Origin of the sequence: Nonomuraea sp. NPDC000554, assembly GCF_040300065.1 — a bacterium.
In the GTDB taxonomy this organism is placed as follows: domain Bacteria; phylum Actinomycetota; class Actinomycetes; order Streptosporangiales; family Streptosporangiaceae; genus Nonomuraea.
The window spans coordinates 189,091-213,797 of the sequence record NZ_JBEPDC010000014.1 but is presented as its reverse complement, the minus strand read 5'-3'; the positions used below and the strand labels follow the sequence as shown (position 1 = coordinate 213,797).

General features: G+C 70.8%; 30 protein-coding genes and 1 pseudogene. 16 read left to right on the top strand and 15 right to left on the bottom strand.

Going from position 1 to position 24,707, the window contains the following annotated elements; all coding sequences use genetic code 11:
• Positions 1 to 98 precede the first annotated feature (98 nt).
• A complete protein-coding gene (locus tag ABT294_RS26400; protein ID WP_350808934.1) occupies positions 99 to 983 on the bottom strand; it encodes a nuclear transport factor 2 family protein in 885 nt (294 codons plus the stop codon).
• 120 nt (positions 984 to 1,103) lie between these two features.
• Here ABT294_RS26400 and ABT294_RS26395 point away from each other — a divergent pair, with 120 nt between their 5' ends.
• On the top strand, positions 1,104 to 1,679 hold the full coding sequence (locus ABT294_RS26395; RefSeq protein WP_350808933.1) for a TetR/AcrR family transcriptional regulator: 576 nt from the start codon (positions 1,104 to 1,106) through the stop codon (positions 1,677 to 1,679).
• A 232-nt stretch (positions 1,680 to 1,911) separates the two neighbouring features.
• Here the strand turns inward: ABT294_RS26395 and ABT294_RS26390 are convergent.
• The 5 genes and pseudogenes from ABT294_RS26390 to ABT294_RS26370 all read right to left on the bottom strand — a co-directional run.
• Positions 1,912 to 2,309 (bottom strand): annotated as a pseudogene (locus tag ABT294_RS26390) (transposase); the annotation flags it as partial.
• 90 nt (positions 2,310 to 2,399) lie between these two features.
• On the bottom strand, positions 2,400 to 3,815 hold the full coding sequence (locus ABT294_RS26385) for an MFS transporter (RefSeq protein ID WP_350808932.1): 1,416 nt from the start codon (positions 3,813 to 3,815) through the stop codon (positions 2,400 to 2,402).
• 30 nt (positions 3,816 to 3,845) lie between these two features.
• Complete coding sequence (locus tag ABT294_RS26380; RefSeq protein ID WP_350808931.1) at positions 3,846 to 4,334, bottom strand: SRPBCC family protein; 489 nt, start codon at positions 4,332 to 4,334, stop codon at positions 3,846 to 3,848.
• Between the two features lie 114 nt (positions 4,335 to 4,448).
• On the bottom strand, positions 4,449 to 5,666 hold the full coding sequence (locus ABT294_RS26375; protein WP_350808930.1) for an RNA polymerase sigma factor: 1,218 nt from the start codon (positions 5,664 to 5,666) through the stop codon (positions 4,449 to 4,451).
• On the bottom strand, positions 5,663 to 5,998 hold the full coding sequence (locus ABT294_RS26370) for a YciI family protein (protein WP_350808929.1): 336 nt from the start codon (positions 5,996 to 5,998) through the stop codon (positions 5,663 to 5,665). Before ABT294_RS26370 ends, ABT294_RS26375 begins: the two co-directional genes overlap by 4 nt.
• 366 nt (positions 5,999 to 6,364) lie before the next feature.
• On the opposite strand from ABT294_RS26370, the gene ABT294_RS26365 reads away from it, so the two are divergent.
• A complete protein-coding gene (locus ABT294_RS26365) occupies positions 6,365 to 6,700 on the top strand; it encodes a hypothetical protein (protein ID WP_350808928.1) in 336 nt (111 codons plus the stop codon).
• A 107-nt stretch (positions 6,701 to 6,807) separates the two neighbouring features.
• Positions 6,808 to 7,179, top strand: a complete 372-nt coding sequence (locus ABT294_RS26360; RefSeq protein WP_350808927.1) for a sugar ABC transporter substrate-binding protein — start codon at positions 6,808 to 6,810, stop codon at positions 7,177 to 7,179.
• Here the strand turns inward: ABT294_RS26360 and ABT294_RS26355 are convergent.
• Positions 7,176 to 7,622, bottom strand: a complete 447-nt coding sequence (locus ABT294_RS26355; RefSeq protein ID WP_350808926.1) for a nuclear transport factor 2 family protein — start codon at positions 7,620 to 7,622, stop codon at positions 7,176 to 7,178. The two genes, ABT294_RS26360 and ABT294_RS26355, sit on opposite strands and share 4 nt — an antisense overlap.
• Before the next feature lie 212 nt (positions 7,623 to 7,834).
• On the opposite strand from ABT294_RS26355, the gene ABT294_RS26350 reads away from it, so the two are divergent.
• The gene (locus ABT294_RS26350) at positions 7,835 to 8,650 is read left to right on the top strand and encodes a nuclear transport factor 2 family protein (protein ID WP_350808925.1); all 816 of its coding nucleotides are present in this window, start codon (positions 7,835 to 7,837) and stop codon (positions 8,648 to 8,650) included.
• Positions 8,651 to 8,733: 83 nt separating this feature from the next.
• Here the strand turns inward: ABT294_RS26350 and thrC are convergent, their stop codons facing one another.
• Complete coding sequence (gene thrC, locus ABT294_RS26345) at positions 8,734 to 9,798, bottom strand: threonine synthase (RefSeq protein WP_350808924.1); 1,065 nt, start codon at positions 9,796 to 9,798, stop codon at positions 8,734 to 8,736.
• A 65-nt stretch (positions 9,799 to 9,863) separates the two neighbouring features.
• Between thrC and ABT294_RS26340 the strand changes: the two genes are divergently transcribed.
• On the top strand, positions 9,864 to 10,691 hold the full coding sequence (locus ABT294_RS26340; protein WP_350808923.1) for a MurR/RpiR family transcriptional regulator: 828 nt from the start codon (positions 9,864 to 9,866) through the stop codon (positions 10,689 to 10,691).
• 106 nt (positions 10,692 to 10,797) lie between these two features.
• Here the strand turns inward: ABT294_RS26340 and ABT294_RS26335 are convergent, their stop codons facing one another.
• From ABT294_RS26335 to ABT294_RS26325, 3 genes are all read right to left on the bottom strand, one after another.
• Positions 10,798 to 11,211 (bottom strand): tautomerase family protein, encoded by a 414-nt coding sequence (locus tag ABT294_RS26335; protein ID WP_350808922.1) that lies wholly within the window; start codon positions 11,209 to 11,211, stop codon positions 10,798 to 10,800.
• A gap of 131 nt (positions 11,212 to 11,342) precedes the next feature.
• Positions 11,343 to 11,906 carry a TetR/AcrR family transcriptional regulator gene (locus ABT294_RS26330; RefSeq protein WP_350808921.1) on the bottom strand — a complete coding sequence of 188 codons (564 nt, stop codon included), beginning with the start codon at positions 11,904 to 11,906 and terminating at the stop codon, positions 11,343 to 11,345.
• A gap of 71 nt (positions 11,907 to 11,977) precedes the next feature.
• Positions 11,978 to 13,252, bottom strand: a complete 1,275-nt coding sequence (locus tag ABT294_RS26325) for a helix-turn-helix transcriptional regulator (RefSeq protein WP_350808920.1) — start codon at positions 13,250 to 13,252, stop codon at positions 11,978 to 11,980.
• 226 nt (positions 13,253 to 13,478) lie between these two features.
• Between ABT294_RS26325 and ABT294_RS26320 the strand changes: the two genes are divergently transcribed.
• The gene (locus tag ABT294_RS26320; protein WP_350808919.1) at positions 13,479 to 13,943 is read left to right on the top strand and encodes a luciferase domain-containing protein; all 465 of its coding nucleotides are present in this window, start codon (positions 13,479 to 13,481) and stop codon (positions 13,941 to 13,943) included.
• A gap of 91 nt (positions 13,944 to 14,034) precedes the next feature.
• Here ABT294_RS26320 and ABT294_RS26315 read toward each other — a convergent pair whose 3' ends face one another.
• Positions 14,035 to 15,033 carry a zinc-dependent alcohol dehydrogenase family protein gene (locus ABT294_RS26315; protein WP_350808918.1) on the bottom strand — a complete coding sequence of 333 codons (999 nt, stop codon included), beginning with the start codon at positions 15,031 to 15,033 and terminating at the stop codon, positions 14,035 to 14,037.
• Between the two features lie 93 nt (positions 15,034 to 15,126).
• Between ABT294_RS26315 and ABT294_RS26310 the strand changes: the two genes are divergently transcribed.
• From ABT294_RS26310 to ABT294_RS26270, 9 genes are all read left to right on the top strand, one after another.
• A complete protein-coding gene (locus ABT294_RS26310; RefSeq protein ID WP_350808917.1) occupies positions 15,127 to 15,444 on the top strand; it encodes an ArsR/SmtB family transcription factor in 318 nt (105 codons plus the stop codon).
• 121 nt (positions 15,445 to 15,565) lie between these two features.
• Positions 15,566 to 15,916: a hypothetical protein gene (locus ABT294_RS26305; protein ID WP_350808916.1), complete on the top strand. Its 351-nt coding sequence runs from the start codon at positions 15,566 to 15,568 to the stop codon at positions 15,914 to 15,916.
• Complete coding sequence (locus ABT294_RS26300; protein ID WP_350808915.1) at positions 15,913 to 16,386, top strand: hypothetical protein; 474 nt, start codon at positions 15,913 to 15,915, stop codon at positions 16,384 to 16,386. Before ABT294_RS26305 ends, ABT294_RS26300 begins: the two co-directional genes overlap by 4 nt.
• Before the next feature lie 648 nt (positions 16,387 to 17,034).
• Positions 17,035 to 18,009, top strand: a complete 975-nt coding sequence (locus ABT294_RS26295) for a sugar kinase (protein WP_350808914.1) — start codon at positions 17,035 to 17,037, stop codon at positions 18,007 to 18,009.
• Positions 17,981 to 18,742 carry an IclR family transcriptional regulator gene (locus ABT294_RS26290; protein WP_350808913.1) on the top strand — a complete coding sequence of 254 codons (762 nt, stop codon included), beginning with the start codon at positions 17,981 to 17,983 and terminating at the stop codon, positions 18,740 to 18,742. Before ABT294_RS26295 ends, ABT294_RS26290 begins: the two co-directional genes overlap by 29 nt.
• Complete coding sequence (locus ABT294_RS26285) at positions 18,729 to 19,400, top strand: bifunctional 4-hydroxy-2-oxoglutarate aldolase/2-dehydro-3-deoxy-phosphogluconate aldolase (protein WP_350808912.1); 672 nt, start codon at positions 18,729 to 18,731, stop codon at positions 19,398 to 19,400. The genes ABT294_RS26290 and ABT294_RS26285 overlap by 14 nt, the downstream gene beginning before the upstream one ends.
• Positions 19,401 to 19,516: 116 nt before the next feature.
• A complete protein-coding gene (locus ABT294_RS26280; protein ID WP_350808911.1) occupies positions 19,517 to 19,960 on the top strand; it encodes a hypothetical protein in 444 nt (147 codons plus the stop codon).
• 58 nt (positions 19,961 to 20,018) lie between these two features.
• The gene (locus ABT294_RS26275) at positions 20,019 to 21,281 is read left to right on the top strand and encodes a sensor histidine kinase (protein ID WP_350808910.1); all 1,263 of its coding nucleotides are present in this window, start codon (positions 20,019 to 20,021) and stop codon (positions 21,279 to 21,281) included.
• The gene (locus ABT294_RS26270) at positions 21,278 to 21,937 is read left to right on the top strand and encodes a response regulator (RefSeq protein ID WP_350808909.1); all 660 of its coding nucleotides are present in this window, start codon (positions 21,278 to 21,280) and stop codon (positions 21,935 to 21,937) included. The genes ABT294_RS26275 and ABT294_RS26270 overlap by 4 nt, the downstream gene beginning before the upstream one ends.
• A 45-nt stretch (positions 21,938 to 21,982) precedes the next feature.
• Here ABT294_RS26270 and ABT294_RS26265 read toward each other — a convergent pair whose 3' ends face one another.
• The gene (locus tag ABT294_RS26265; RefSeq protein ID WP_350808908.1) at positions 21,983 to 22,600 is read right to left on the bottom strand and encodes a helix-turn-helix domain-containing protein; all 618 of its coding nucleotides are present in this window, start codon (positions 22,598 to 22,600) and stop codon (positions 21,983 to 21,985) included.
• Positions 22,601 to 22,671: 71 nt separating this feature from the next.
• Between ABT294_RS26265 and ABT294_RS26260 the strand changes: the two genes are divergently transcribed.
• The gene (locus tag ABT294_RS26260; protein ID WP_350808907.1) at positions 22,672 to 23,625 is read left to right on the top strand and encodes an NAD(P)/FAD-dependent oxidoreductase; all 954 of its coding nucleotides are present in this window, start codon (positions 22,672 to 22,674) and stop codon (positions 23,623 to 23,625) included.
• On the opposite strand, the gene ABT294_RS26255 is transcribed toward ABT294_RS26260, so the two are convergent.
• Both ABT294_RS26255 and ABT294_RS26250 read right to left on the bottom strand, forming a co-directional pair.
• Entirely contained in the window at positions 23,582 to 24,157 is a 576-nt protein-coding gene (locus tag ABT294_RS26255; RefSeq protein ID WP_350808906.1) for an MFS transporter, read from the bottom strand. The genes ABT294_RS26260 and ABT294_RS26255 overlap by 44 nt on opposite strands.
• Complete coding sequence (locus ABT294_RS26250) at positions 24,087 to 24,608, bottom strand: TetR/AcrR family transcriptional regulator (RefSeq protein ID WP_350808905.1); 522 nt, start codon at positions 24,606 to 24,608, stop codon at positions 24,087 to 24,089. Before ABT294_RS26250 ends, ABT294_RS26255 begins: the two co-directional genes overlap by 71 nt.
• Positions 24,609 to 24,707 lie beyond the last annotated feature (99 nt).

Below are 24,707 nucleotides of genomic sequence, written 5' to 3'. Positions count from 1 at the left end.
GGCTCTCCCTCACCCGATCAGCGGGGGAACCTGCCAAAGACCACCTGACATGGGCATTATCCCACAGCCGCAGGCCCAGTGCCGGAGCGGCGCGGTTGTCACTCGCCGTGGCGAAGGCCAGGCACCTCCCGCAGCAACTCGGCGGCGGCAAGGGGGTTGCCGTAGTCGCGCGAGTGCACGATGAGCCCGTCCCGGACGGTGATGATCACGACGTAGGTGAGGGAGAACCGTGTTCCGGTGGCGGTGACGGAGCCGTGCAGGGTGTACTCGGCGACCACCACGTCCGGGTCGGCCGTCTCCCGTAGGTCGATCGCGTCTGCGCGGTCGAATCGCCACGCTCCTGCCACCGCCTCCAGCCTGGCGCGCAGATGATCGCGGCCGGTCGCGCGGGTGGGCACCCCCGGCGGGGCGAACGGGATCTCGATGACGACGTCCGGTGCGTACAGCCCGACGAGGGTGTCGTGGTCGTTGGCCGCCCCGGCTTCGATCAGTTGCGCGGCGACCTGCTTGGCGCTGGGGCCGCCCGGCTCGGGGCCGGCGGCGGCGAGCATGGCTCCCAGTTCGGGCAGCATGCCGGCGGCTTCGGCGGCGTCCAGAGGGTTGGGATAGTCGAGGTAGGAGACCACGGCGCCGTCGCGTACGCGGATCACGCCGAGGGAGGAGGCGAACCGGAACCGCGCGCCGCTGGTGCGCACGCTTCCCACGGGCTCGAACTCGACGACGACCGTCTCCGGATCGGTGGTCGCATACACGGTGGTGCGGACGTCGTCGAAGCTCAGCAGTTGCGCGATCCCGCCGGAGGTGCCCTGCGTCATGTGCTCGCGGATGGCCTGCGCGCCCTCGAACCGGCGCCGCCGCCCGGGCAGGCCGAACCGTAGCTCGTAGACGGCGTCGTCGGCGAACACGTCGGTGAAGGCGTCGGCGTCCAGGCTCATCAGGGCTTGACGCAGGCGCGCGATAACGGGGTGGAGCTGGGTGGACATGGCGAACTCCGCAGAAGAGAAGGGCGATAGAATCGGAACGCAGGCCCCGTTTCGGGGCGCGCAGCAGACGATACGGAACGCGCGCCCCGTTTGTCTACCCGGTTGAGAGGAACCCCTTCGATGGCGGAAACGACGACGCCGGACAAGCCCCTGCGCGCGGACGCCCGCCGCAACCGTGCCCGCGTGCTCGAAGCCGCCGAGGCGGCGTTCTCGGCGGAAGGCATGGCGGTGCCGCTGGATGAGATCGCCCGCCGGGCAGGCGTCGGCGCCGGAACGGTCTACCGGCATTTCCCGACCAAGGAGGCGCTGTTCGAGGCGGTGATCCATGACCGGATCCGGCGACTCACCGAGGACGCCCGCGCGCTGGCGGAAACCGAGCAGCCCGGCCAGGCGTTCCACGCGTTCCTGGCTCGCGTGGTCGAGCAGGCGATGCTCAACAAGGCGCTGTGCGACGCGCTGGAGACCGCGGGGACACCCGTCAAGCCGCACGGCGCCGAAGGCGACATCTGGGACGCTTTCGACGCCGTCCTCGCCGCCGCTCAGCGCGCCGGCACCGTCCGTGCCGACATCGACCTCTTCGACCTGCGGGCCGTGCTGTCGGGCGCGCTCACGATGGAGCGCCGCGTCCGCGAGGGCGGCCGCCCCGCGGGCCGGATGACCGAGATCCTCCTGGACGCCCTGCGCCCGCGAAGCTGACCACGCCGCCCCGCCCTGATCTCGCAGCTATGGCACGCCGCAACTGACAACGGTTTCAGTACCACCCGCACACGAGGGCCCCCACTCGGGTCCGCGCGACCAGCCCCAAAGTAGCTCTCTGTAATCACCGCCACGTCTTGTCAGCGGCTTTGGCACTGACGCAGCCTTTACGGGTGACTGCTGTGTCGGGTCGGACCGGGGCGCCCTGCCGTGATTACTCCCGGTGGGTTTCCCCGGTTGCGGCCCGCCGACCCGGGTCGGTAGCCCAGACCTTGGGCAGATAGAGCTCGCGATCGATGAACGCGTGCCCGGCGTCGGTGGCGTAGGCCAGGAACACCGCGACCTGGCTGTTCTCGATGCGTCCGGCCGTGCCGGTGTACTGGCGCTGCACAGGTCGGCGTCCCATACAGCGCGTGACAGCAGATGCTGCATCCCGTACGGAGTGGCCTGGCCGACGTGCTCGGCCAGCGTCCAGCAGTTCTTGCGCGGCAGCTCGGCCAGCAACCCCTCCAACAACGCCCGCATCCGGCGGCGCGGCTCCACCCGCACGAACCTGCAGGCCATCCGGCCGACCAGGTCCTCGAACATCATCTGCCACCGGCCAGGGACTACGCTGGCCTGCACGGCCATCGCACGATCTTCGCTTCATAAACAATGATGATCACGCGGTGGCCGTCCCCGTCCCCAGCGTGTGCGGGCGCAGGCCGGGGCGGCAACCGGTTAGGTGCCGCGCCGGAAGCCGGTTGCTGCGACGATGGCTCCGAGACCGGCGAGGATACCGATGGCGGCGAATGCGGTGTGGAAGCCGTCGAGGCCGGTTCCGGCTACGAGGACTGTTGATACGGCGGCGACGCCTGCCGCGCCGCCGATCTCGCGCATTGTCTCGAGCAAGCCCGATGCGAGTCCTGATTCCGATTCGGTGACACCGGACAGCGCGCCGATCTGGAGCGAGGGCCCGCAGACCCCGAAGCCGAGTCCGGCGACCAGGAACGCCGGAAGCAGGTCGGTGAGGTAGACAGCGTCGGCGGGGACCCGAGTAAGCCACACCACTCCGACGGTCACCAGCGTCAGGCCGGTTACCAGGAGGCGCCGGACGCCCACGGCGGCTGCGAGGCGGCCGACGGCCCACGCGACCCCGAACCCGGTCGTTGTCGTGGCCAGCCACGCCAGACCTGTTCGCGCTGCTGAGTAGCCGAGTTTCTGCTGCATCAGCAGCGATCCGAGGAAGATGAACGAGAAGAACGCGCCGAATGCGAGCAGCGCGGTGAGGTTCGCCGCGACGAGCGTGCGGTTCTTCAGCGCCCTGGCCGGCACGAGCGGGGCTGGTGAACGCTTCTCTGACCACACGAACACGGCCATCAGCACGCCGGCCGCGATGAACCACGCCAGTGTGCCGGCGGAGGTCCATCCGTGGGTGGAGGCATGGTGGAGTGCGTAGACGAATGTCAGCAGTCCGCCGGTCACCGTGCTGGCCGCTGCGACGTCGAGCCGCCCGGAACGGCCACGGGGCTCATCGGCCGCAAGGCAGGTGATGGCGAGTGCGATGAGCGCGAGGCCGGCGGGAACGTTGATGAAGAACGCCCACCGCCAGCCCGGACCAGCGGCAATGAGACCGCTTGCGACAACGCCCACCGTTCCGGCTACTCCGCCGACGGCTCCGACGATGCCGAGAGCCCGATTGCGTTCCCGTCCTTCACGGAAGGTGACAGCCAGCAGCGACAAGACTGCCGGTGCGATGAGTGCACCGCCCAACCCCTGGAGCCCACGGGCCGCGATCAGCACGCCGCTGTGCTGTGCCACGCCCGCCACCAGCGACGCGGCGGTGAACAAGCCAAGGCCGGCAAGCAAGATGCTGCGTCGTCCCAGCCGGTCGGTCATCCGGCCACCGACGAGGAGGAATCCGCCGAGCAGGAGGCCGTAGGCGACGACAACCCACTGCAAACCGCCTTGGCTGATTCTGAGGTCTCGCTGGATCGAGGGCAGGGCCACGTTCACGATGGCGATGTCGAGGCCCACCATCGCCATGGCGGCGCACGCCAGTACCAGCACGAGCCGTTGGCGAGGGCCTGGCTTCTGCTGGTGCGTGGAGGTCAGCGGACTAGCGGCGGTTTCCACGGGGCTTTGCGTGTCAGACATGGGTTCGGTGTCCTTTCAGCTCGCGGCGGTTCACCGGCGGTAGCTCGCAATGGGCTGGCCGGCGCCGGTGGTGAGCAGCTGCGGCAGGCTCTTGGTGATGAAGAAGGTCCAGGCGCGCGAGCACGCTTCGAAGCAGGCGGATTCCGCCGCGGTGAGGCCTTCGTGCGTGAAATGCAGCGTCGTGCCCTGCGCGTCGGTGGTGATGTCGAAGATGACGTTGGTGTCGGTCCACTCGTCACGGTCGTCGATGAAGTCGGAGTCCACGACGTGCCAGACCGCCCGTCGGCCGGGCACGAACTCGATGATCTGGAACCGGGCGAAACGGAGGCCCTTCTTGGCTCGGACGGTCTCACCGGGGTATTCGCTGTCGTCGGTGAAGACGAACTCGTCGTGCAGGGCGGCAGAGTGGCCGATGAGGTTCTCGCTCCACCAGCCGCGGACGTGGGTAATGGCCTCGAAGACCTGCTCCGGCGTCCGGTCGACGGTCATGGTGGCGGTCAGGTACTCGGTGTCCGACATCGTCCTTGCCTCTCTCTTGGGTGGTTTCGCCCCACCGACGAAGGAGGCCGCCCGGGATCGACATCGACCGGGAAGAAACTTCGAAAAATTCGGACGCGATGGCCTTTGTGCTGGTCAGAGCTCGGAAAGACGACCCGTCAGATAGCGACGTTCGGCGTCGGTCGGCGCCAGTTTCAGCGCCTCCTCGTAGGACGTCGCGGCCTCGGCGAGGCGGCCGTTCCGGCGGAGAAGATCGGCCCGTGTCGCGGGCAGCAGGTAGTAGCCATCGAGCTCGCCGGACTCGGTGAGATCGTCGACGAGGGCGAGTCCGGCGGGGATGCCGTCGGCCATCGCGATCGCCACGGCGCGGTTGAGGTCCACCACAGGAGATGGCGCCAACCGCATGAGCTCCGCATAGAGGGCGGCGATCTGCGGCCAGTCGGTAGCCGCGGCGTCGGGCGCTGTGGCGTGACAGGCGGCAATCGCGGCCTGCACCTGATACGGCCCGGAGCGCCGCACGGCCAACGCTTGGTCAAGCGTCGTAAGGCCTTCGGCGATCAGCGCGCGATCCCACTGGGATCGGTCCTGGTTCTCCAACGTGACCAGCACGCCGTCGTCGGTGCGATTCGCGCGGCGGGCCTCGAGCAGCAGCATCAACGCCAACAGGCCGCGCGCCTCAGGCTCGGTCGGCGTCAGACGGACCAGCGTCCGGGCGAGGTGGATCCCCTCAGCGGCCAGTGCCCTGCGCCCGTCTACTTCGTCGTAGCCCTCGTTGAAGATCAGGTACAGCACCGCGAGGACAGCTGTCAGCCGGTGCGGCAGGAGCTCCGCCGGTGGAACCCGGTACGGTATCCCGGCCTCGACGATCTTGCGCTTGGCGCGCACCAGGCGTTGCGCCATCGTCGGTTCGGCGGTCAGGAACGCCTTGGCGATCTCACCCGTGCTCAGCCCCGCCAGCGTCCGTAGCGTCAGGGCGACCCGGGCAGGGAACGGCAGCGCGGGATGGCAGCACGTGAAGATCAACCGCAACCGGTCGTCCGGAATCTCCTCAGCCGACGGCTCGATCGGATCCCGCTCCAGCACAGCAAGCTGCCGCAACTTCGCCGCCCCCGTTGCGTCCCGCCGCAGCCGATCGGTCGCCCGGTGACGTGCCGTCGTCGTCAGCCACGCACCCGGACGAGCCGGAACGCCATCGCGCGCCCATGTCGCCAACGCGGCGGCGAACGCGTCCTGCGCGCAGTCCTCCGCCAGGTCCCAGTCCCCGGTCAGCCCGATCAGCGTGGCGACCACTTGGCCCCACTCGTCCCGATACGCCGCATCGACCGCGGCACGAACCGCCTCCGGCGCGGTCATTCCCAGACGGGGCGGACCTCGACACAACCCCGGCTCGCGTAGGGGTGCCGTGCCGCGATCGCGATCGCCTCGTCCAGATCGACGCACTCGATGATGTCAATACCGCCGATGAAGTCCTTCGTCTCCGCGAACGGACCATCGGACACCAGCGTCTCCCCATCACGGACACGGACCGTCGTCGCATCCGCCACCGGACGCAACCGCGCACCACCGAGAATGGCTCCCCGCCGATCCACCTCCGCCCCATACGCCTGATGCGCCGGGTCCGCCGCGATCTCCTCCATGGTCGGCGACACCTTCTCATCGTCACAGATCAGCAACACATACTTCATGAGGCCACTATGCCCGACCCGCCCGATCCGCTCGAACGCCACACCTCGTTCCCCGACGCGCACGCTCGCTTCCAGGCCGCCGTGCAGGCGTTGACCGACGGACAGGCCGGCGGTTCGCCGCGGCGCTGGCCGAGTTGGTCGCCCTGCAGACGCGCCGGTTCTACGGTCACGGCGGGTTCGTCCCGCTGCCGGAGTGGGCCGACGTCCTGGACCGGCATTTCCCCGCCGGTCCGTGACAACTGAGGCCACAGCCACCCCTGGGCACACCCTCTGGACACGGTCAGGGCCCACGCGGTGCGCGGGCCGTGACCCGTTCCGGGGGTGTGCCGGGGTTATGCGGTGGCGGGCTGGAGGAGTTCGATCTCGATGGCCAGCACACCGAGCGCTTCCTTCTCGGGGGCCGTAGATGCGGCGGATGTTGGCCAGTCGCTGCTCGCGAGGGCTGTCGGGATTGACGTTGGCGGCGCCTTCGGCGTCGAGCATCTCCTCGAACGAGCTCACCCGCTTGACCCGGGTGAGGGTGTCGTCGCGACCGCACACGAACCGGATGTGATCACCGGCCTTGAGATTGCGCAGGTTCGGATACTGCACCCGGACCTCGATGGTCTTGCGGCCGGCGGCGACCAGGCCGGGCAGCAGCGCGAAGGCCTCGTCGACCAGCTGGCAGCCGTAGGCCCAGTCGCCGCCCTTGACCATGACTGACCGGGTGACCGGGTCGCGCATGGCCATGCGTTCCTTGACCAGGTTGCGGTACAGGGTGGCCAGGTCCAGAGCAGCGCCAGCCGCTCCTACTCCTCATCCGTCAGATCATGACGACTCAGACGCTCCTCAACCCCGACATCGACGGCGTCTACGCCGCCAACGACGAGATGGCCATGGGCGTGCTGTCCGCGCTGAAGGCCCGCAACCTCGTGGGCAAGGTGCAGCTGGTCGGCAACGACGGCATCACGGACGCCCTCGCCGCCGTCGCGAACGGGGAGATGTACGCGACGAACGCCGAGTCGCCCTACGCGCTGGGCCAGAAGGTGGTCTCGCTCGCCGGTGACATCCTCGCCGGGAGGAAGGTGCAGGCCGACGAGGTGCTCGAAGGCAAGCTGGTCACCATGGACACGGTCAAGGAGTACGCGAAGTACCTCGTCGGGCTCGGCGACACCTCCGGAGTCCCGTCCTCGCTCCGTTAACGGCCGCCACGCGCGCCTTCCTCGCCGGAAGGCGCGCGCCAGCGGGCGTTCAGAGGAGCGCCAGGGGCGAGGACGCTGCGGTGGCTGATGCGCCAGCCCTGGTCGCCGCGGTCGATCGTGTCCTCGTAGGTGACGCTTCCGCAGCTGCCGTCCGCCTTGACGCCGATGCCCTTGGAAAGGGCGCGTACCTGGTGGTCGGTGACCTCCGTGAGGACGATGTTCGTGACGTGGTGACCGACGGGATTGGCCGCGCCGAGCGCGCGCGTGGCGTCCCGGAGGGCCGCCAGCCCTTGGAGTGAACCGGCACCGAGCCCCGTGACGTCGTAGACGACGTCGGGGGTGAACAGCTCGTCCAGGCGGTCGAGTGCGCCGCTGTCGAACAGGTGCCCGTGCATGTGGATGAGCTCCGTGATGGCCGTGCGGTCCTCAGCGCTGAGTGTCATCGGATTCCTCTCGCGGCTTATCCGGGGATCTCCCCGGATAGATCGGGAGACTACTGGGGACGTCCCCGGTTAGCAACCGACGCCGGGCCGTAGCCGGCACGTTCCTCGGCATCAAGGCCGTGACGCCGTCGATGCCCCGCAACGGCGGCGGAGTGAATCTTTCCCCCAACACTGACATCAGATGGCAGTGAAGGGCCGTTAGCGTCCGGGGCATGAAGCGCGATTTCGATGTTGAGAAGTTCGTTGACCGCTATACGGCCGTGTGGAACGAGCCGGACTCCGAGGTCCGCCGCGAGACGATCGCCGAGCTGTGGTCCGAGGACGGCGTGGAGTTCACCGACTCCACCGAGCACCGCGGGCGCCAGGCCATCGAGGCCCGGATCGCTCAGGCGTACGAGCAGCTGGTGAGGCAGGGCGGGTTCGTCTTCCGCGCCGCCGGCGACGCCGTCGGCCATCATGACGCCGTCCGTTTCACCACTTACATGGTCCCCGCCGCCGGTGGTGACATCGCCTGGACCGGCTTCGTCTTCGCCAGGCTCGACGACGACGGGCGCATCCTGCAGGACTACCAGTTCGGCGACCCGCCGCTTCCCGGAGTGGCCAAGGGCGGCCGTCCGGGGACGCGGGCCGTCGTCGAGGAGTTCCTGCGCCTGACCCGCGAGGGCGACCCCGAGCGGATCGCCGCGCTGTACGCGCCGCAGGTCGACTGGCGAGTGGACTGGCCCGTCGACGAGCACCCCGCGGTGCCGTGGATCCGCCCGCGGTCCACCCGCGCCGACGTCGCCGACCACTTCCGCGCGTTCGGCGGGCACTGCGTGCCCGCCGAGGGCCACGTCTCGATCGACGACATCCTGGTCGACGGACCGGACGCCGTGCTGTTCGGGACGAGTTCCCAGCAGGTGAAGGCCACCGGCGAGCGCTTCACCATGACCTTCGCGCTGCGCCTCACCGTCGAAGACGGCATGCTCACCCGGCATCACATGTACGAGGACAGCCTGGCTGTCGCCGAGGCGTTCCAGGCAGGCTGACAGGGAGACGCCGCTCACCGGCCGCGTCCCGAACCGCCAGCTCCTCACCGCCACCGGCCGTTCCGATGCCCCTCGAGGGCTGCTTAGGCGGCCAGGCGCAGGGCGCGGGCGACGTCGGCGGTGGCGGTCGAGGTTTGTGTCGAGGTGTAGCCGTCGCGGAGGGAGGCGTCGGGATCCTTCAGGCCGTCGCCGCTGAGGGTGATGACGATCTGCTGGCCGGGGGCGAGGTGGCCGTTGCGGTGCCGGTCGAGCAAGCCCGCGATGCCGGCGGCCGAGGCGGGTTCGGCGAAGACGCCGTCGTGGCGGGCGACCATGCGGTAGGCGTCGAAGATCTGCTCGTCGGTCACCGCGGCGATCAGCCCCCCGGACTCGTCGCGGGCGGTGACGGAGCCGTCCCAGGTGGCCGGGTTGCCGACGCGGATGGCGCTCGCCGCGGTCTCGGGCTCGGCGACGGGCTCGCCGCGCACGAGCGGCGCCGCCCCGGCGGCCTGGAAGCCCCACATGCGCGGCAGGTGGGTGGCGAGGTTCTCGGCGATGTAGGTCTGGTAGCCGCGCCAGGTGGCGGTGATGTTCCCGCCGTTGCCCACGGGCAGGCAGTGGATGTCCGGTGCGTCGCCGAGGGCGTCCACGATCTCGTAGGCGACGGTCCGCTGCCCGGCGAGCCGCAGCTCGTTGCCGACGGAGTTGACGAGCGCGACGGGGTGGTGCGCGGCCAGGTCGCGGGCGATCCGCAGGCAGTCGTCGAAGGTTCCGCCCACCTCGACGATCTGCGCGCCGTACCGTACGGCCTGGCCGAGCTTGCCGAGCGCGACGGCGCCCTTCGGCACCAGTACGGCGGCCGCGAGCCCGGCCCGCGCGGCGTAGGCGGCGGCCGAGGCGCTGGTGTTGCCGGTCGAGGCGCAGATGACGGTCTCGGCTCCGGCCTCGGCCGCCCTGCTGACCGCCACGGTCATCCCGCGGTCCTTGAACGACCCGGTGGGGTTGGCGCCCTCCACTTTCAGCCAGACCTCGCAGCCGGTCAGCGCGGACAGGTGCGCCGAGCGGAGCAGCGGGGTGTTGCCCTCGTGGAGGGAGACGGCCGGGGTGTCGTCAGTGACCGGGAGCCAGCGCCGGTAGCCGCTGTTGATCAGACCATGCCAGGTGCTCATATCCCGGACCATAACATTCGTTTCACGCAATACGTCAATCGAGGCTTCGTGTAACATTCGTCAACATGGACCCTCTCGAGACCCGCCTCGGCGAGGTCTACGCCGAGCTGCCGCCAGGCGAGCGGGCGATCGTCCGGGTGCTGCTGGACGACTATCCGTTCGCGGCACTCGGCTCGCTGCGCGCCCTCGCCGACCGCGCCGGAGTCAGCCCGCCGACCGCTTCACGTCTGGTCGATCGGCTGGGCTTCGCCGGTTTCGCCGACTTCCAGGACGCGGTTCGGGCCACCGCCCGCGAGCAGGACCGGTCACGGCTCCGTGAGTTCGTCACCCAGCCGCCCGATCCTCACCGGGCGGCCGAGGAACTGCGGTCCGGCCTCCAGAGCGCCCTCGCCGCCGTGACCGAGCCGCTGCTCACGGAGGTCGCGACCCGGCTCGCCGAGGCCGGCGGGGTCTGGGCGCTGGGCGGCCCGCTGAGCGAGCTCGCCGCCGAGTACCTGGTCCGCCAGCTCGCGGGCCTGCGTCCCGGGGTCCACCGCGTGCCGGAGTCCCCGGCGGCTCGCGCCCGCACCCTGCTCGACCTGGGCCCCTCGGACGTGGTGGTCGCCTACGACTTCCGCCGCTACTCCCCCGGAACCGCCCGTTTCGTCCGCGCGGCGCGCTCCCGTGGCGCCCGCCTCGTCCTGGTCACGGACGCCTGGCAGTCTCCCCTCGCGGAGGAGGCCGAGGTCCTGGTCCGGCTCCCCCGCGAAGCCGCCGGCCCGATCGCCCCGCTCACCCACGAGATCGCCGTCACGGAGCTCGTTCTCGTCGCCACCGCCTCCCGCCTCAGCCCCGCGACCCGCCTCGCCGACCTGGACGCCCTCACCCAAACCCTGCTGCCCCCGAACCCGTGACGGTGGTCAACGGGTGACGAGAGTGCCGGTGCGGAGCCGCGCGACCGTCGCGCTGAGCAGGTCGCGCCGGGCCCGGACGGCGTCGAGCACCAGGTAGTCCGTCGCGCTAGTTCCTGGCGACCGCCGCCGCATCGGACGCAGGGACGTACTGCGCCACCCCGTTGCCGAAGGACCAGTCGATCGACTCGTTCTCGGTCAGGGTGACGAACACGTTCCGTGGCTCGGTCCCCGCGTACTCGTGGGCGAGTTCGGCGATCCGCCGGTACAGCGCCTGCTTCTGCGCGGGCGTGCGACCGGAGCGCATCGTGATCGCGATGTACACGATGCCGTCGTCGCGGTGCACGCCGAGGAAGTCGTCGTAGCGCAGCGTGCTGGTGGCGCCGTCGTGACTGACCAGTACCTGGAACCGGTCGTCGTCCGGAACGCCGATCGTCTCGACCAAGGCGTCGTGCACGGCGCGGCCGAGCGCGTCGAGCCGATCGCTGTCGGCCCGCAACGCGTCAATACGAACAAATGGCATGTCAGTGGTTCTCCTCTCAGAGCAGTTGGCTCGTGACCAGATGGCAGGTAGTGAAGGTCGCCGTCCGTCGGCCGACGCAGGCTCACCACGCCGTTCTTGCGTCGTGCGCGGCCGGTGCCCTCGGTGATGTCTCAGCGGACGTGGCCGGCGAGCAGGCCGAGGGCGCCGTCGACGGCCCGCGCGTACGCCTCGGCCGAGCCGGCGGCGCGGGCCAGCACGTAGCCGCCCTGCAGCACCGCGACCAGCGCGGCGGCCGTGGCCGCAGGGTCGAGCCCGGCGTCAAGCTCACCGTTCGCGCGCCCCTCCGCCAGCAGCCCCGCCAGCCGGTCGGTGAGCCAGGCGAAGGTCTCCTCGACCGGCCTGCGTAGTTCCGGGTCTGCCATCACGTCCGGGTCCTGGGTGAGCCGGCCGACCGGGCAGCCCTTCAGGGTGTCCCGTTCCCGGCGCAGGTAGGCGGCGACCCGCTCGACCACGGTTCCCGGAAGGGTGAACGCGGCCTCCGCCCTGCCTCTCAGCTCTTCGGCGCTGCGACTGATCGCGGCGAGCGCCAGGTCGGGCTTGCCGCGGAAGTGGTGGTACATGCTGCCTTGGCCTGCTCCGGATCGCTCCTGGATCGCCTTCGGGCTCGTGCCCACGTAGCCGCGCTCCCACAGCAGCTCACGGGCGCTCTCGATGAGTCGTTCCCTCGTGTCCATGACCACGATCGTACATACTAGTAGGTACAGTCGGCAAACGCGTGCCGCCTGCGCTGGCGGGCGAGCCGCGGTCAGGCGAGCGTGGCCAGCCCGGAGGCGTGCGCGAGGGCCGCGGCCTCGGTACGCGTACCCACCCCCAGCTTGTCCAGGATGTTGGCCACGTGGAACTTCACCGTGTGCTCGCTGATCAGCAGGTCTTCGGCGATCTGCCGGTTGCGCAGGCCGCGCGCCAGCCGTTCGAGCACTTCCAGCTCACGCGGCTTGAGCCCGGCCAGCGCGGCGTCGGGGGCCGCGGGCGCGGGCGGCCCGAGCGGCAGCGCCGCGCCTACCGTGGTGCCCCAGCCCGGGACGGCGTCGAGGGAGAGGCTGCCGCCCACGGCCCCGGCCAGCTCGGCCAGGCGGCGCATGGGCAGGGCCTGGGCGGTCAGCGTGCCTGGGCCGTCGTCGCGGACGAGGAGGCGGAGCTCGGACTCCGACGTTTCCCAGGTCACGCGGATCCTGGTCAGGCCGTCATGGTCGAGCATGACCACCACGGCGCCCCGCACCAGGGTTTGGGCGGTGTTGGCGATATCTCCAGGCAGGACGCGGTCGCGGTCGGGCGGGCCGGCCAGTTCCAGCGATACCTGGCTGTAGCGGGTCAGCGGCGCCAGCTTGTCGGCCAGGCTGTCGAAGGCCGTCCCGGCAGGCTCCTCGCTCAGCGAGGAGTCGAGGTCGGCGGCGGCACGCAGCTCGATCAGCGCCGACACCGCCAGGTCGGTGGCGGTGCGCCGAGCGGCGGCGTCGTCGAGTGTGCGGCTGCGCAACGTGCTGAGCAGGGACTGCAACGTGGCGGCGTGGGCGCTGGTGAGCTCGGCTATGGCGCGGGCTCGTTCTCCGGCGGCCAGCCGGTTGCCGTTGAGGTCGGCGGGCGGCAGGTTCCCGGCCCGCTGCGTCAGCTGCATCGCGACGAGGTCCCACAGCCGCTGCACCAGATCGCATACCGGGTCGGTGGGCTCGCCGGACGTCACCACCACGAGCAGGGCGCCGGACGCCCCGGCCGGGCGGGAGGCCACGGCGAGCGCCGGCAGGTCCTCCCCCGCCAGGCGCGCCCTGCTGTACCACGGCTTGCCCACGCCGACAGTGCCACCCACGCGGGCCAGCTCCGCGCTGGTGATCTTCTCGGTGATCGCGCTGTCGCCGTAGGCCCTCATCGGATGCCGAGCGCAGTCGCCGGTGAGCATGGCCACCCCCCGGTGGGGCAGGAATTCCGCCAGTGCCCGTGACAGGGGTTCCAGCATGGCGCCGATCGGCGCTTGCAGCACGGACGCGGTGGCGGCCAGCACGGTACGCGGGTCCGGAAGCTCCATGTGCGAGATGGTAGGCGCCCCGGGCGGGCAGGGGCGCTGTCCGTTCGGGCAGTGGATGCCGCCCGAACGGGCGGTGAGGGCGACGGCCGCCGGCGGGCAAGCTGGCATCAGTCCGGTTTCCGCTCTGAGGAGCCCTCCTGTCGCCCGCGTGGATCAGCTGAGCATCCGCGAGGTCAGGCCATCGCTTTCTGAACATCCCCACCGAACCGTATGTGAGGAGTCCATCATGCTGTCGCTTCCCACCCGTGCCGGTGACCGGCCCCGTACCGGCCCGTCCGTGCCACACGTCCAGCTCAGCCAGAACAGCCCCGGAGAGCTCCGCGAGCAGTTGAAGCAGTGGATGAGCAGCGAGCTTCCCGCCACCGAGGTCAGGCCCAGCGAGATCGCCGAGCCCCGCTCCGTCGCCTTCTTCCTGAACGACGACGCACAGCCACCGGAGGGAGCGGTGCTCCTGCCGCCCCGTCTGGTCGCCGAGTTCGCGCACATCCACATCGACGGCAGCCTGCACCTGGCCCTGTCTCAGGAGGACCAGCGAGAGCTCATCGCCAAGGGCTGGGGTGAGCGGCATCCCCTGTACTCACCCACCATCAACGTGGTGATGCTGTACGGGCCGCGGACGGAGCAGGAGCTTGAGGCGGCCAAGAGCGTCGTCGCGGCCTCTTATCAGTACGCGACCGGGCGGTCCCTGTAGCCACCATCAGCCCGGACCGCGTCAGTCGCGGACGGCTGCGCGTCACCGGGCCCGCGATGACTCCTCCGAGGACACCGTCTCCGCGCCGTCGTCAGTGGGCCACGGTGACCACGATCTTGCCGAACTGGGTGTTGGACTCCATGTGCCGGTGTGCCTGCACGATCTCCTCCAGCGGGAACAGGCGATCCACCATCGGGCGGAAGGCCCCGGTACGCAGGCCCGAGGCGACGAACTCCGCAGCGCGGCGGATCCGCTCTGGGGCCTTGGTGGTCTCCAACACCGTGTACGTCCGCATGTTCAGCGCGGGCATCCCCAGGTCGAACGCCGGATAGGGCGTCGGCTGCCCGCTCAGCGCGCCGTACAGGAACAGAGTCCCGCCGGCGGCCACGGCTCGGGCCAGTTCCATCACGCCAGGTCCCGCGACGGCGTCGAAGACGTACTCGGCGCCCCTGCCGCCGGTCAGCGTCAGCACTCGTCCCGCCACGTCCTCCTCCTGCGAGACGATCACCTCGGCCGCGCCCTCCTCGATCAGCCGCTGCCTCTTGGCGCGGGTGCGGGTGACGGCGATCGGCGTGGCGCCCACGCGGTTGGCGGTGTGGATCGCGGCCAGTCCGACGCTGCTGGAGGCCGCGTTCAGCACCACCACGTCGCCCGCCCGCATCCCGCCCACCTCCACCAGCGCGCCGTAGGCCGTGAGGTAGGGCATCCACACCGCCGCGCCGGACACCGCGTCCACCCCGTCGGGACGGGGCAGGAGCGCGGTCGCCGGCGCGATCGCCCGCTCGGCGTACATGCCGTAGTCGTTCTGCGAGAAGGCCGGCACGACACTGACCGCCTGCCCCTCCGCGAACCCGGCCACCTCCGGGCCGACCGCCTCGATCACGCCGGCGGCCTCGGCGCCGAGCCTGGCGGGCAGTTGCTTGACCGGCTCGATGTACTGGTCGCGCCGGAACAGCGCCTCGGCCCGGTTGATCCCGATCGCGTCCACCCGGATGCGCACCTCGCCCGGTCCCGGCTCGCCTGCCTCCAGGTCCTCCAGCCGCATCACCTCGGGTCCGCCGATCTCGTGGAACCGCACAGTCCTTGACATGGCCACCGTCCTTCGCTCGCCGTGAACGCGGTCCACTGTGGCGCATAAGTACGACCGTCGTCAAACTTTGATGAGTGTCGTACTATTGGCCCCATGGGACGTACACCGATGCACCCAGAGGTGTCGCAGGTCGACCTCCAGCAGGTACTGGAGGCCCTCGTCGATCCGGTACGGCGGAGCATCGTCACGCAGCTCGACGCCGCCGGCGAGGACCTCAAGTGCGGGTCGTTCGACATCGCCGTCAGCAAGTCAACCGCCACCCACCACTTCAAGGTGCTGCGCGAGGCGGGCCTGATCCGGCAGTACTACGTCGGGACCGCGCGGATGAACGCCCTCCGCCGCGCCGAGATGGACGAGGCGTTCCCCGGCCTGCTCGACGTCCTCACCACGTACCAGGCCAAGAGGGTCTGACCCCTGGTTCAGCCGGGAGTTCGGGGTGTTTCTCACCTGATCTTCATGATTTGCCGAGATTCATCTGAGACGGGGCGGAGAGCGTTGAGGCGACCGAGCAACCTCGTCCCGGATGGTCCGCATGACACCAAATAAGAGCAAACTCTCCCTGGCGGCGATCGCCACCGCTGTCTCCCTCACCGCCTGCACCTCGGCGACGGACCAGGCCGCCGCCACCGGTGCGAGCACGTCGACCGCGAGCGCGTCCGGCCAGGCGGGCAAGGTTTCGGCGAACACCGCCGACGAGAGTCAGATCGCCGCTGCGCTGCAGGCCGCCGGGGTGGCCAACGCCGAGCGGTGGGCCCGGGAGGTCGTCGAGTACCGGCCCTACGACGCCGGCGACAGCGACCTGACGTCGCTGAGGCAGAACCTCGCCAAGTACAACCCGGGCGAGGAGACCGTGCACAAGATCGTCTCGGCGCTGACGCCATGACGCTGCGCCGAGGGCTCCTGGCCCTGGTCCTCCTCAGCATCATGGGCGCCGCGGTGGAACTGGCCGCCGAACGCCACTGGCAGACGGTGGAGCAGTTGATCCCCTGGGGAGCGCTGGCCCTGCTCGCGCTCGCGCTGGTGGCGTTCGCCGCCGGCGGACCCCTGACGATGGTGCGGGCGCTCGCGCTGGCCGTGCTGCTGGTGGCGATGTTCGGCGTCTACGCGCACGTGTCGGCCAACTACGACGCGGGCCTGCTCGACCAGCGCTACGCCGCCACGTGGGAGACTCTCTCCCCGCTGACCCGCTGGTGGTACGCCGTCAGCAAGTCGGTCGGGGCCGCGCCGCCGCTGGCGCCCGGCATGCTCGCCCAGAGCGCGCTGCTCCTGCTGCTGGCCACCCTGCCGCGCGCCCGCGCGCAGGAACCCACCGAGAACGCCCACACGCCCGAACCGCTGCGGAACGCACGCTGACCCGCTCCCCGGCCTGGTGCCGACACCCCGTGGCGTGCGGGACCGAGTGACGCAAAGGCCGCGTCAGCAGCACTTGCTGGCGTTCGCGGCTGGCGCGGTCACGGCGAATGCGGCGGTCATGCCGGTCGAGACCATGATGGCTAGGGCGAGGGCGGTGAGGCGACGACGCATGGTGTTCTCCTTGGTTGCTGCGCCTTGGCTTCTGGCGTGAAAGCCGGCTCGACGACATGGGCAGCCGTGGCCGATCAGAGCTGACGGGCGAACCAGTTCTGGGCTGCTGCCGGAACCGGTGCGTCTCACTGCCGGTGTCGCTGCCTTCGGTGCCAACACTGTTGGATGCGCTCTGCTCGGTCAAAACGTTTGCACGCTGATGCAATGCCTCAGTTCACGCGCCAGTCTCCTGCGCATGTGCCGGGCTCGGCGTTGCGTCATGCGTGGGGGCGGCCTCTTCGCTGACGTGACCCGGGCGCGAGGTCACCCGCCTGGCGCGGTCAGCGCCGTCGAGGAAGAAGTGACGCTCCAACGCCTCCCGCGAGGGCACCCCGGCAAACGCCCCAGGCCCATGCGTCCGATATATTGCACATAGAGCACAAGCATTGCGCTATGTGCAACGGATAGGACTCGACTCCAGCACCGAAGGAGGCTGAGATGCCCGACCTCGTGACAGCGGCCGACGTCCTCGCGATCGGGGAGACCATGGTCATGGTCACCCCGCGGCAGGGCGGGCGGCTCGACGCCGAGAGCGCCTTCATGCTCCGGCCCGGAGGCGCGGAGTCGAACGTGGCGGCGCTGCTGGCCATGCTCGGCCACCGCACGGCGTGGGCCGGCGCGGTCGGCAACGACCCGCTGGGCGAGATCGTCGTCGGCTCGCTGCGCGCGCACGGGGTGAACGTCGACCTGGTCCGCCGCGACGACCAGCGGCCCACCGCCGTGTACTTCAAGGACCCGACTCCCTCCGGCACCGCCGTGTACTACTACCGGCGCGGCTCGGCGGCCTCGGCCATGAGCGCCGCCGACGTCGTCCGCTGGGCCGCCATGCTGGCGCGGCTGACGCACATCTCCGGCGTCACCGCGGCGATCTCCCCGCAGTGCCTCGACCTGACCAGGCACGTCGTGCTCGAACGTCCGTTGCGGCCGGCTCTGGTGAGCTTCGACGTCAACCACCGTCCCGCCCTGTGGTCGGGTGACGCCCCCGCCGTCCTGCTGGAGATCGCCCAGCACAGCGACGTCGTCTTCGTCGGCAGGGACGAGGCGGCGGCGCTGTGGGGGACGTCCGACGCCGAGAGCGTCCGCGAGCTGCTCGACCGGCCCGCGTACCTGATCGTCAAGGACGCCGCCGTCGAGGCGGTGAGCTTCACGCCCTCAGGCGTCCACCGCGTGCCATCCCCGCAGGTCGACGTCGTCGACGCCGTCGGCGCGGGCGACGCCTTCGCCGCCGGCTGGCTGAGCGGGTTCCTCGACGACCGCGACGAGGTCACGAGGCTGCGCCTCGGCCACTACGCGGCGTCCCGTGTCCTGACGTCCCCGGAGGACCTGGCCGCCCTGCCCACCGCCGACGAGATCGCCGGCATGCTTTCCGAAGGGGCGGACAACCGTGTCGCAGACCGTCGCTCGCGCCATTGACATCGTCCGGTTCGTCTCGGTGCGGCACCGCACCCTGGGCGAGATCGCCGACCACCTCGACGTGCACAAGTCGACCGCGCTGCGCCTGCTGCAGACGCTGGAAGAGGGCGGATTCGTCCGGCGCGTGACCGGTGGCGGGTACGGCATGGGCTTCCAGCTCATCGCGCTCGGCCAGCTGGCCCTCGACCAGGTGGAGGCCCGCTCGCTCGCGCACCCGATCCTGCACGACCTGAGCGAGAGGTACGGGCACACCGTGCACCTCGGCGAGCTCGTCGGCGACCAGGTGGTCTACGTCGGCAAGATCGACGGACGCGGCAGCGTGGCCATGGGCTCCCGCATCGGGCTGCCCGCCCAGCCGCACACCGCGGCCGTCGCCAAGGTCATCCTCGCCTACCAGGACGACAGCACCCGGGCGCGCGTCCTCGACGCCACCACCCTGACCCGCTACACGCCCACGACCATCACCGACCGCGACGCGCTCGAAGCGGAGCTGGCCCGTACCAGGGAGCGCGGGTGGGCCGAGGACGACGGCGAGCACGAGGACTACATCACCTGCGTGGCGCTGCCGGTGTTCGACGCCCGGGGCAAGGTCACGCACGGCATCTCCGTCACGGCGCTTCGCGCGGTCGCGCCGCTGGAGGAGCTGCGCGGGCACATCGAGGCGTTCCGCGACGCCGCGTACGAGATCTCGAAGGCCCTTGGCTGGGGAGGAGACGCACATGGACGCCGATGAGTTCTTCGGCAGCCACCTCGACCGCAACCCGGTTCTCGGCATCTTCCGCAACCTCGATCCCGGGGCGACCGTGGAGATGTGCGAGCACGCGTGGGAGTTCGGGGTCGAGCTGATCGAGGTGCCCGTGCAGACGCCGGACGCGCTGCCGTCCCTGCGGGCGGCGCTTGAGGTGGCGGAGCGGCGCGGCAAGAGCGTCGGAGCTGGGACGGTGACGACGGCGTCCCAGCTGAAGGCGGTCCGTGAGCTGGGCGTCCGGTTCACGGTCGCGCCGGGCTTCCACCCGGAGGTGGTCGCGGAGTCACAGCGGGCGGGGCTGCCGCACCTGCCGGGGGTGGCCACGTCCACGGAGATCGCGACGGCCCTCGCCCACGGCTTCACCTGGCTCAAGGCCTTCCCCGCCAGGCAGCTGGGTGCGGGCTGGATCCGCGCGCAGCTCGCGCCGTTCCCCGGCGTCCGGTTCGTCGCGACCGGTGGGATCGACGCCTCCAACGCGGCCGCGTTCCTCGCCGCCGGGTGCCGGGGAGTCGCCGTGGGCTCCGCGCTGAACGATCCGGACGCCCTGGTTCACCTGCGTGACGCCATCGCAAGCTACTGCCGCGTGCGGCGGCAGGAAGGGCTCCGGGGAGACAGCGGCCACTCCGGTCAGCCGATCGGCTGACCGGCTCAGCCATCCGGTTGGTCCGCCGGTTCAGCCGCGGTTCCAGGTGAATGGTCGATGTGCGGTCTGTCGTGGGGTTGCGACGCTGGAGGCCGTCCAGAGAAGAGAGGGCCTCCATGAACACCCGCAGCTCACGCCCTGACGTGATCTCCGGCCAAGCGCTGAACCAGCCGCGCAGCCTGACGGCGTTTCGCGCCATGAAACTCCTGGTGAGTGGCTACGTCGCCCTCAGCGTGCTCACGCTCGTGGCCGTCTACCTGCTCCGCCGTGATCCTGGGCTGGTGAACGACGCGGTCTGGATACGCGGCGGGATCGTCGCCTTCACCTCCGTGCTGATGCTCGTCTTCGTCGTCGGCACCGCCCGTGGCCGCCGCCGCGCGTATCTGCGGTTGCGGATCGCCTCGGGTCTCATGGTGGTGGCCATCGCGGTCCTGATCTCGATCCCGGGATTTCTGCCCATGTGGATGCGGATCGAACAGGGCGTCTGCGGGGTGCTCCTGGTGGGCATCGTCATGATCGCGAACGGCAGGTACCTGCGCTCGCTGTTCGCCACCAGGTAGAACTGTTGGCTGCGGCTAGATTGGCAGCCGGGAGCAGGAGCCATGGAGGAGGGCGCGGATGAGCAGTCCGGTGCCGCGCTGGTCTGCGGTGGTGACTGTCGGGCCGTACGCGTTGCTGGCGATCCTGGCCGGTGTCACGGTGGTCGGCAAGCTATCGGAGGGCGAGTCCCCGCTCATCGATCTGGTCCTGTGCGCGCTGGCCGCGGCGTGGATGTTGTGGGTCTTCACGCTGCATCCCGCCTGGCGCGAGCGCCCGCCCGTGATGGCGGTGTTCTTCACCGTGCTGATCGTGATCACGGCTGTCCTGGTGATCAGGAACCCGTGGTTCGGGCTCTTCACGCCTGCGGGGTACGTCTACGCCTTCAGGGTCCTGCGCTGGCCGTGGGAGGTGGCCGGCGTCGCCGCGGTGGCGGTGGTGTCGGCCACGGCGCAGGCGTACGGCATCGACAAGACCACCTGGATCGGCCTGGTCACGTACGTCGCCGTCGTGGTCGCGAACGTCGTCCCGATGTGCGGCTTCGCCTGGTTCGCCCGGCGCAGCGCCCTGCAGAACGAGGAGCGCGAGCGGGCGCTCCAAGAGGTGCGCGAGGCGAACCGCAGGCTGGCGGCGACGCTGGCAGAGAACGCGGCCCTGCACGAGCAGCTGCTGGCGCAGGCGAGGGAGGCCGGTGTGCATGACGAGCGGCAGCGCATGGCGCGAGAGATCCACGACACCCTCGCGCAGGGGCTCACCGGCATTGTCAGCCAGCTGCGCGCGGCCGCGCACACCGGCGAGGATCCGGCCGGATGGCGCAGGCACATCGAGGCCGCGACCACGCTGGCCAGGGAGAGTCTGGCTGAGGCGCGGCGATCGGTGCACGCGCTGCGTCCTGAGCCGCTGCAATCGGCACGGCTGAGCGAGGCGGTGGCGGGCGTGGCCGAGCGTTGGTCGGCCCTGTACGAGATCCCGGTCCAGGTCACGACGACCGGCACGGCGCGGCCGATGCGGCCGGAGGCTGAGGTCACGCTGCTCAGGACCGCGCAGGAGGCGCTGGCCAACGTGGCCAAGCACGCGCGGGCGACCCGGGTGGGGGTGACGCTGTCGTACCTGGACCACGAGGTGGCCCTGGACGTGCGCGATGACGGCTGCGGCTTCGATCCGGACCAGCTCGGAGACGATGCCGCCGGTGGGCTGCGTGCCGACCGCGGCGGGTTCGGCCTGGTCGCGATGCGACAGCGGATCGAGGGCCTGTCGGGGACTCTGCAGATCGAGTCGGAGCCGGGCACCGGTACGGGGATCTCGGCCCGCGTCCCCGCCGAGCGGGCGGAGGTGTGCGCGTGAACCGCCCCGGCACCGCGATCAGGCTGCTGATCGTGGACGACCATCCCGTGGTCAGGGACGGTTTGAGCAGCATGTTCGCGCGCGACCCGGAGTTCGAGGTGCTCGGAGAGGCCTCCGACGGAGCCGAGGCGGTTCAGCTGGCCGAGGCCCTGCGTCCGGACGTGATCCTGATGGACCTGCGGATGCCCGGCATGGACGGGGTGCGCGCGACAAGGGAACTCACCGAGCGCGGAAGTGACGCCCGCGTGCTGGTGCTGACGACCTACGACACCGACAGCCACGTGCTACCCGCGATCGAGGCCGGCGCCTCCGGCTACCTCCTCAAGGACGCCTCCCGCGACGAGCTGCTGCGGGCGGTCCGGGCCGCGGCCCGGGGTGAGTCGGTGCTCGCCCCCTCGGTGGCAGCCCTGCTGATGAGCCGCCTACGCACCTCTGCCCCGGGGCCGCTCAGCCAGCGGGAGGTCGAAGTCCTCCAACTGGTGGCGGCCGGGGCCACGAACCGCGAGGCGGCGGCCAAGCTGTTCATCACCGAGGCCACCATCAAGTCTCACCTGCTGAACATCTACGCCAAGCTCGGTGTGAACGACCGCGCCGCCGCCGTCACCGAGGCGTTCAACCGAGGGCTGCTCGTCCCGCGAACACCGGAACAGCCCTGACGCGCACACGCAGCAGGTAGCCAGGTCCTCAGCCCGTGTGCGGCCCTACGGTCCGTCCTGGAGCTGGTCGCGGCGGGAGCGCGGGGCGGCGCGGACGTGGATGCGCTCGCCCTGCCGCCCGAAGAGGCTGAGAACTTCGACGGGGCCGTCGCCGGTGCTGCCGAACCAGTGCGGCAGGCGGGTGTCGAACTCGGCGGCCTCCCCCGGACCCAGCACCAGATCGCGGTCGGCCAGGATCAGACGCAGGTGTCCGGAGAGGACGTAGAGCCATTCGTAGCCCTCGTGGGTGCAGGGCTCGGGGGTGTTCCGGCCGACCGGGATGACCATCTTGAAGGTCTGTAGCGGGCCGGGCTGCCGCGTCAGGGGCAGCACGACGTTGCCGTTCACCCGCCTGGGCGTGAGACGGACGCGGGGATCACCGACTTCGGGGGCGCCGACCAGCTCGTCCAGGGGAACCTGGTGGGCCTGGGCGATGGGGAGCAGGAGTTCCAGGCTGGGGCGGCGCTGGCCGGACTCCAGCCGCGACAGCGTGCTCTTGGAGATGCCGGTGGCCTCGGCCAGGGCGGCCAGGGTGACGCCGCGCCGGGTGCGCAGGCGCTTGAGGCGGGGGCCGACTTCGGCGAGCGCCTGGGCGATGGCTGGTGAGTGCTCCACGCCTCCCATTGCACCGCATTTGTCCCGGAAACGGCAACAGAGATTGCCGTCAGCGGGCCGGAGGTCGCAGGCTGGGGGCCATGAGCGAGACGACGAACGACATGATGTACGACGTGGTGGTGGCCGGTGCCGGCGCGGCCGGGCTGAACGCCGCCCTGGTGCTGGCCAGGGCCCGCCGCCGGGTGGCGGTGGTGGACACCGGGGAGCCGCGCAACGCCCCGGCCGCGCACATGCAGGGCTTCCTGTCCCGCGACGGGATGCCCCCGGCGTCCCTGCTGGAGGTGGGCCGGGCGGAGGTGGCCAAGTACGGCGTGCGCTTGATCGACGGCCGGGTGGATCACATCGACGACCACATCGACCACGGCTTCCAGGTGCACCTGGCCGGGGGCCCGGTGCTCGGGGCCCGCCGCGTGCTGGTGGCCACCGGGCTGCGCGACGAGCTGCCGGAGCTCCCCGGCGTGCGGGAGCGGTGGGGCAGGGACCTGCTGCACTGCCCGTACTGCCACGGCTACGAGGTCCGCGACGAGCCGATCGGGGTGCTCGGCAGCCACCCGGGCGCGGTGCACCAGGCGCTGCTGCTGCAGCAGTGGTCGGCCGACATCGTCTTCTTCCCGCACGTCCTCGACCTGACCGGCGACGAACGCGAGCGGCTGGCCGCCCGTGGGGTCCGCGTCGTCGACGGCGAGGTCAAGCGGCTGGTGGTCGACGGCGACCGGTTGCGCGGGGTGGAACTGGCCGACGGCCAGGAGGTGCCGCGCAGCGCGGTGTTCGTCTTCCCGCACATGGTCCCCCGCGACGCCCTGCTGACCGGCCTCGGCTGCGAGCGGGACGAGAACGGCTGGGTGCGCACCGACCCCTCTGGCCGCACCAGCGTGCCGGGGGTGTGGGCGGCGGGCAACGTCGTCAATCCGCGGGCGCAGGTGGTCACCGCGGCCGGCATGGGATCGGCGGCCGCGATCGCCGTCAACAACGACCTGGTCGAGGAGGAGGTCACGCGGGACGTCGAGGACTACCTCGCGGCGGACTCGCGCTGATGACCGAGCCATCCGACGATGGGCGCTCGGACCCGGCTGCGGAGGGCGACCACTGCCAACAGGCCGCCATCAGCGCGGACGCGCCTGGGTGGTACGCCGCAGCACCAGGCTGACCACCATCGTCACCGCCATCGAGGCCGCCCCGGCCCAGGCGGCGGCAGGACGCAGGCGAGCGCCGGGTTCCCGGTCCACAGGGTGGTCTGGCTGATCGCCAGACGCCCATCATCAGCGCGGTCAGGCCCAGGCCGGCGCCCTGGGCCACCCGCCCGGCCGGCAACCAGCCGAACGACGGCGGCACCACGGTCAGCAGGCTGCCGGCCACTACCGTGGCGAGGGTGGCGAGGATGACCTGACGCCGGCGCGGCCCGGTGCCAAGACGCCCGAGGACCGGGGTGGCGATCGCGCCCACCAGCAGCGGGGCGGTGAGCGTCCACTGCGCCGCGGCCAGCGAGACGCCGAACTCACCCGCCACCGCGGTGATCAGCGGCGCCCCGAGGCCGCCCACCACCGCGACGATCAGGGCGATGAACATCAGCGTGGGCACCAGCAGACGGCCGGCGACCGTTGTCCGGGACTCGGCTCAACTCGCCGAAGCTCACCCGCACCGCCGCGCGCACCTCGGCGTCGCCGCACGCGGCGAACGCCTGCAACTGAAGCAGCAGCAGGGTGCGGTCGGCCGGGCCGGCGTCGTAACGCCGCCCCATCGCCGCAAGCGCCTCCAGGCCCGTGGCCGGACCGGCGGCCTCGGCGAGGCCGCCGGCCATGGCGGCGAAGGCACGGCGGACGACCTCAAGGAACAGTCGCTTCTTCGTACCGAAGAGGCGGAAGACATAGGCGTGCGTGATGCCCGCCTTCCGAGCGATCACCTCGGCGGACACCCCGTGCAGCCCGTGCGCCGCGAACTCCGCTGCGGCGATCTTCAGCACCTGCTCGCGGCGATCCGCGCCCGCCAGCCGCCTGGCCCGTTCCACGACTGCGGCCACCTCTCGATAGAAACTGGTAACTCAACAGGCCGCCTCTCCGCGCCCAGGACGTCCACGTGAGTTCGATGAGGAGTCGGTCCTGGACGCTGTCACGCCGGA